Source organism: Actinocrinis sp. (genome assembly GCF_035650855.1).
Classification (GTDB): domain Bacteria; phylum Actinomycetota; class Actinomycetes; order Streptomycetales; family Catenulisporaceae; genus Actinocrinis.
Genome location: NZ_DASRGV010000122.1, coordinates 44,322 through 50,321, shown reverse-complemented (window position 1 = coordinate 50,321; position 6,000 = coordinate 44,322). Strand labels below are relative to the sequence as shown.

4 protein-coding genes are annotated in these 6,000 nt (G+C 70.3%); 2 read left to right on the top strand and 2 right to left on the bottom strand.

From position 1 onward, the window contains the following. A partial coding sequence (locus VFB40_RS09860) for an L-serine ammonia-lyase (protein WP_324849150.1) occupies nucleotides 1–1,143 on the bottom strand: 1,143 nt, incomplete at its 3' end. A gap of 208 nt (nucleotides 1,144–1,351) precedes the next feature. On the opposite strand from VFB40_RS09860, the gene VFB40_RS09855 reads away from it, so the two are divergent. Together VFB40_RS09855 and VFB40_RS09850 are read left to right on the top strand one after the other, a co-directional pair. Beyond that, nucleotides 1,352–4,006, top strand: a complete 2,655-nt coding sequence (locus VFB40_RS09855; RefSeq protein WP_324849148.1) for a bifunctional FO biosynthesis protein CofGH — start codon at nucleotides 1,352–1,354, stop codon at nucleotides 4,004–4,006. A 4-nt stretch (nucleotides 4,007–4,010) separates the two neighbouring features. Further along, nucleotides 4,011–4,859 (top strand): DUF1028 domain-containing protein, encoded by an 849-nt coding sequence (locus VFB40_RS09850; protein WP_324849146.1) that lies wholly within the window; start codon nucleotides 4,011–4,013, stop codon nucleotides 4,857–4,859. A gap of 117 nt (nucleotides 4,860–4,976) precedes the next feature. On the opposite strand, the gene VFB40_RS09845 is transcribed toward VFB40_RS09850, so the two are convergent. Then, the gene (locus VFB40_RS09845) at nucleotides 4,977–5,960 is read right to left on the bottom strand and encodes a slipin family protein (RefSeq protein ID WP_349261418.1); all 984 of its coding nucleotides are present in this window, start codon (nucleotides 5,958–5,960) and stop codon (nucleotides 4,977–4,979) included. Nucleotides 5,961–6,000 lie beyond the last annotated feature (40 nt).

Here is a 6,000-nt window from a genome sequence, read left to right as displayed (position 1 = left end):
GTGCTCCATGCCGATCTCGGCCGCGTTCTCCACCTGCTCGGGGCTCGCGCCCAATACCTCGGCCAGGCCGCCGGCGGCCATCGAGCAGGCCGAGCCGACCTCGCCCTGGCAGCCGACCTCGGCGCCGGAGATGCTCGCGTTCTCCTTGTAGAGCATGCCGATCGCGCCCGCCGCGAGCAGGAAGCGGATGATGCCCTCGTCGTCCGCGCCGGGGATGAACGTCGTGTAGTAGTGCAGGACCGCCGGGATGATGCCGGCCGCTCCGTTCGTCGGGGCGGTGACCACGCGGCCGCCCGCCGCGTTCTCCTCGTTGACCGCCATCGCGTAGAGCGTCACCCACTCCATCGCGTTCGCCGGGGTCGTGCCCTCGGCCCTTAGCGCCCTGGCCGCGATCGCCGCCCTGCGGCGCACCTTGAGGCCGCCCGGCAGGATGCCCTCGCGCGACATGCCGCGCTCGACGCACTCGCGCATGACCCGCCAGATCTCCAGCAGCCCGGCCCGGATCTGCTCCTCGCTGCGCCAGGCCAGCTCGTTCTCCAGCATCAGCGCGGAGATCGACAGACCGGTCTCCCGGGTCAGCCGCAGCAGTTCCTCGCCGGTGCGGAAGGGGTGACGCAGGACGGTGTCGTCCGGGACGACACGGTCGGCTCCGATCTTGTCCTCGTCGACGACGAAGCCGCCGCCCACCGAGTAGTACGTCTTCTCCAGCAGCGGAAGCCCGGCTGCGTCGTACGCGCAGAGCGTCATGCCGTTCGCGTGATAGGGCAGCGCGCGCCTGCGATGCAGGATCAGCTGCTCCTGCTCGTCGAACCCGATCTCGTGCGCGGCGCCGAGTTCGTGGCCGAGGAGCCGCAGCCGGCCGGTCTGCCTGATCCGCGCGGTGTCCGCATCGGCCTGCTCCAGATCGACCGTGCGCGGCGAATTGCCCTCCAGGCCGAGCAGCACCGCACGCGGCGTGCCGTGCCCGTGACCGGTCGCGCCGAGCGACCCGAACAGCTCCGCGCGCACCGCCGCGGCTTGGGCGAGCAGCCCCTCGGACTTGAGCCGGCGCGCGAACATGCGCGCGGCCCGCATCGGTCCGACCGTGTGTGAACTCGACGGCCCGATGCCGATCGAGAACAGGTCGAACACGCTGATCGCCATTGATCACTCCCTGGTTGAGACGTCGTTCAGGGTAACTCGCCAGGGCGAGCCACACCCAAAGCCGCAGGAGCCGGGTGTACCCGGCTGATCATGCAGTCGACGAGACAGGGAAGGATAGGAGCCGTGCCCCGGTTCGCATGAGGGTCAGGGCAAGGGCACGGCACGGGCCGCACGGGCACGGGCGGCGGGCGCGAGCGTGGAGGCGCGGATGGTTGAGCAGCGGCACGTACCGACGCAAACGGGGATGCGGCGGGCGCTGCACCGCGCCGAGCAAGGAGTGGCCCTGGATCTGGCTGAGGCTGAGGTACTGCTTCAAGCACGTGGAGACGATCTGACGGCGCTATCAACCGTCGCGGCACGCTTGCGTGACGCGGGGCTTGAGCAGGCGGGGCGTCCGGGCATCATCACGTACTCGCGCAAGGTGTTCATACCGCTTACCCGGCTGTGTCGCGATCGCTGCGGTTACTGCACCTTCGTCACCATCCCCGGCAAGCTGCGGCGTGAAGGCCACGGCATGTACCTGTCGCCGGACGAGGTGCTGGACATCGCGCGTAAAGGCGCAGCACTCGGCTGTAAGGAGGCGCTCTTCACGTTGGGCGACCGGCCGGAAGACCGCTGGCCGGAAGCACGCGAGTGGCTTGACGCCCACGGCTACGACGACACGCTCGCCTACGTGCGCGCCATGGCCGTGCGGGTGCTCGAGGAGACGGGACTGCTGCCACACCTGAATCCCGGCGTGCTGACCTGGACGGACTTCCAGCGACTCAAGCCGGTAGCTCCCTCGATGGGCATGATGCTGGAGACGACCGCGACGCGGCTGTGGTCCGAGCCCGGCGGCCCGCACTACGGCTCGCCGGACAAGGAACCGGCGGTGCGGCTGCGGGTGCTGGAGGATGCGGGACGGTCGAACGTGCCGTTCACGACCGGTCTGCTGATCGGGATCGGGGAGACGTACGCCGAGCGAGCCGATGCGCTGTTCGCGATCCGGCGCGTGCAGCGGCAGTACCAGGGCATTCAAGAGATCATCATTCAGAACTTCCGCGCGAAGCCGGACACGGCGATGCGGCGGGCCGCCGACGCCGATCTGGACGAGTTGGCGGCGACGATCGCCACCGCCCGGCTGATCCTCGGCCCGGCCGCGCGCATCCAGGCCCCGCCGAACCTCGTCGGCGAACAATACGCTCAGATGATCAACGCCGGGATCGACGACTGGGGCGGCGTATCCCCGCTGACCCCGGATCACGTCAACCCGGAACGCCCATGGCCGCACATCGAGGAACTCGCGGCGAGGACGGCCGACCTCGGATTCACCCTCCGCGAACGGCTGACGATCTACCCGGAGTTCGTCAAGCGCGGCGAGCCGTGGCTCGATCCGCGTCTGGTACCGCACGTGCGCGCGCTCGTCGATCCCGCGACCGGGCTCGCCGACGAGGATGCGGTTGTCGAGGGGCGCCCGTGGCAGGAGCCCGAGGCGGTACTCAGCGCGAATGGCCGGACGGACCTGCACACGGCGATCGACACGGAGGGACGCACCGGAGACCGGCGCGGCGACTTCGACGCGGTGTACGGGGACTGGGAGGAACTGCGCGAGACGGTAAGGCGCGGAAGCGGGAGCGGCGGGGGTAAGGACGGCGGGAAGTTCGAAGGCGCGCCGATTCGGTTGGACGGTGAGGTGCGTGCGGCGCTGTCCGTCGCGGCCGACGACCCGACTCGCCTGACGGACGATCAGGCGCTCGCGTTGTTCGACACCGCTCAGCACGCCACGCCGGAACATGCGGCCGCGCTCGACGAACTGTGCCGCATCGCGGACCAGCTGCGCCGCGCGACGGTGGGAGAGGAGGTCACCTTCCTTGTCACGCGGAACATCAACTTCACCAATGTCTGCTACACCGGCTGCCGGTTCTGCGCCTTCGCTCAGCGCCGCACCGACGCCGACGCGTACACCCTCTCCCTCGACCAGGTCGCCGACCGCGCGCAGCAGGCGTGGGATGTAGGCGCTACCGAGGTGTGTATGCAGGGCGGTATCCATCCCGACCTGCCCGGTACCGCGTACTTCGACATCGCGCGCGCGGTGAAGGAACGCGTCCCCGGCATGCATGTACACGCCTTCTCGCCTATGGAGATCGCGAACGGTGCGACCAGGACGGGGATGTCGATCCGGGACTGGCTTACCGCAGCGCGGGACGCCGGGCTCGACACGATTCCGGGTACCGCAGCCGAGATCCTCGATGACGAAGTCCGCTGGGTCCTGACCAAGGGCAAGCTGCCGGCTGCCGCCTGGGTCGAGATCGTGGAGACCGCGCACAGCCTCGGCGTGCGCTCCTCCTCCACGATGATGTACGGCCACGTGGACGAGCCGCGGCACTGGGTCGGCCACCTGCGCCTGCTCGCCGAGATGCAGCGCCGAAACCTCGAGCGCGGCCACGCCGGCTTCACCGAGTTCGTGACGCTTCCGTTCATCCACACCAACGCCCCGGTGTACCTCGCCGGCATCGCCCGCCCCGGGCCGACCCTGGCCGAGAACCGGGCCGTCACCGCGATGGCCCGGCTGCTGCTGCACCCGCTGATCCCCAACATCCAGACCAGCTGGGTCAAGCTCGGCCCCGACGGCGCGGCCGAGATGCTGCGCAGCGGCGCCAACGACCTCGGCGGCACGCTCATGGAGGAGACCATCTCGCGGATGGCCGGCTCCTCCTACGGCAGCTATAAGTCAGTACACGAAATCAAGGAGATTGCCGCCGCGGCCGGCCGGCCCACCCGCCAGCGCGGCACGACCTACGGCGACGTGCCCGCGGAGCGGGTCGCGACCGGGGAACGATTCGACGGCCATCTTCCGGAATTGCTGCCGGTCTTGGAAAACTGAGCGCATGACCTTCTCCATAGTCGCCCGCAGCGCAGACGGCCGGCACTTCGGCGTCGCGGTGGCCTCCAAGTTCCTCGCCGTCGGCGCCATGGTCCCGGCCGCCGCGGTCACCCGCGAAGGCCGGCCGGGCGGCGCCCTGGCCACCCAGGCCCTGGCGAACCTGCGCTACAAGGGCGAGGGGCTGCGGCTGCTGGCGGAGGGCAGAAGCGCGAAGGAGACCGTCGAGGCGCTGACCGGCGCGGACGAACTGGCCGCGGAACGCCAGCTCGGCGTCGTGGACGCGGAAGGCCAGGCCGCGACGTACACCGGCCCCGGCTGCCTGCCCTGGGCGGGCGGCGCGACCGGATACGGCTACGCGATCCAGGGCAACATCCTGGCCGGCTCGCGGGTGGTGGCGCTGATGGAGGAGGCGTGGCTGGCCTCCGACCCGCGCGGGCCGCTGGCGCGCAGGCTGCTGGCGGCGCTGACCGCCGGGGACAAGGTCGGCGGCGACAGCCGCGGCAAGCAGAGCGCGGCGCTGTACGTAGTGGCCGCGGGGGAGGGGTACGACGGCAGCGACGTGCTGGTCGATCTGCGCGTCGACGACCACGAGGAGCCGGTGGCCGAGCTAGCCCGGCTGCTCGACGTGCACGACCTGCTGTTCGGCAAGCCCGACCCCGAGGAACTGCTCGCGCTGGAAGGTGAGCTGGCCGCCGAGGTCTCCGGCCTGCTGTCCGAGCGGGGCTTCACCGGCGAGCTGGGCAAGGCGCTGGGCAACTGGGGCGGCCGGGAGAACCTGGAGATGCGCCTGGTCGACGGCAAGATCGACCCGGTCGTGCTGGACTACCTGCGCAACAGCCCGACCGGCGGATGACCGGAAGCATCAGGGCACCGCGCCACGACGCGAAAGCGCCTGAACGCGGTGCCCTGCTCCTGTTGTTGTTCCGACTGCTGCCTTTCCGGCCGTTGCCGTTCCGGCCGTTCAAAGCTCTTACAGCCGCTGCGGCTGCGCGCCGTCCGACTGCGCCTCAGCCCGGTTGAGCTCGTCCTCGATCGGGTCGGGCGTGCTCGCGTTCTGCGGAACCGACGCCACCTCGGGCAGCTCCGGGACGTCCGCGGCCTCGATCTCCTCCGGCTTGACGGCCTCGGTCAGACCCGCCGCCTCTTCCTCCTCGACGACGGCGCGGTTGCGGCCCTTGTTCGCGGCCCGGGTCTCGGCGGCCCGCTCGGCGTGCGGCAGCGACGAGTGCTCCAGGAAGCGCAGCAGCTCCACCGGGAACGGAAGGATGACCGTCGAGGACTTCTCCGAGGCCACCTCGACCATCGTCTGCAGCAGCCGCAGCTGCAACGCCGCCGGGCTGTCCGACATCACGTCGGCCGCCTGCGCCAGCTTCTTCGACGCCTGAAGCTCGCCGTCCGCGGTGATGATGCGGGCGCGCCGCTCCCGGTCGGCCTCCGCCTGCCGCGCCATCGTGCGCTTCATCGACTCGGGCAGCGCGACGTCCTTGATCTCCACCCGGTCGATGTGGATGCCCCAGCCGACCGCCGGCGAGTCCAGCATCAGCGCCAGGCCCTGGTTCAGCGGCTCGCGGTTGGTCAGCAGGTCGTCGAGCTCGGACTTGCCGATGATCGACCGCAGCGAGGTCTGCGCGACCTGCCCGATCGCGAACTGGTAGTCCTGCACCTCGACCAGCGCCCGCACCGGGTCGATCACCCGGAAGTACACCACCGCGTCGACCCGCACCGTCACGTTGTCCCGGGTGATGCCCTCCTGCGCGGGCACCGGCATCGTCACGATCTGCGTGTTGACCCGGATCAGCTTGTCGGAGAAGGGCACCAGCATGGCGATTCCGGCCTCGCGCGGCCGGCCCAGCACCTTTCCCCAGCGGAACACCACGCCCCGCTCGAACTGCCGCACGATCCGGAACCGCGGACGACCGATCAGCGCCGCCACGGCCACCACGGCGATCGCGATCTCGACACCCACCGTGCGTCACCCCAATCCAGGATGATCA

Coding starts and splice junctions, on each gene's coding strand:
- VFB40_RS09855 (WP_324849148.1), top strand. CDS start 1,352: ATGGTTGAGCAGCGGCACGTACCGACGCAAACGGGGATGCGGCGGGCG.
- VFB40_RS09850 (WP_324849146.1), top strand. CDS start 4,011: ATGACCTTCTCCATAGTCGCCCGCAGCGCAGACGGCCGGCACTTCGGC.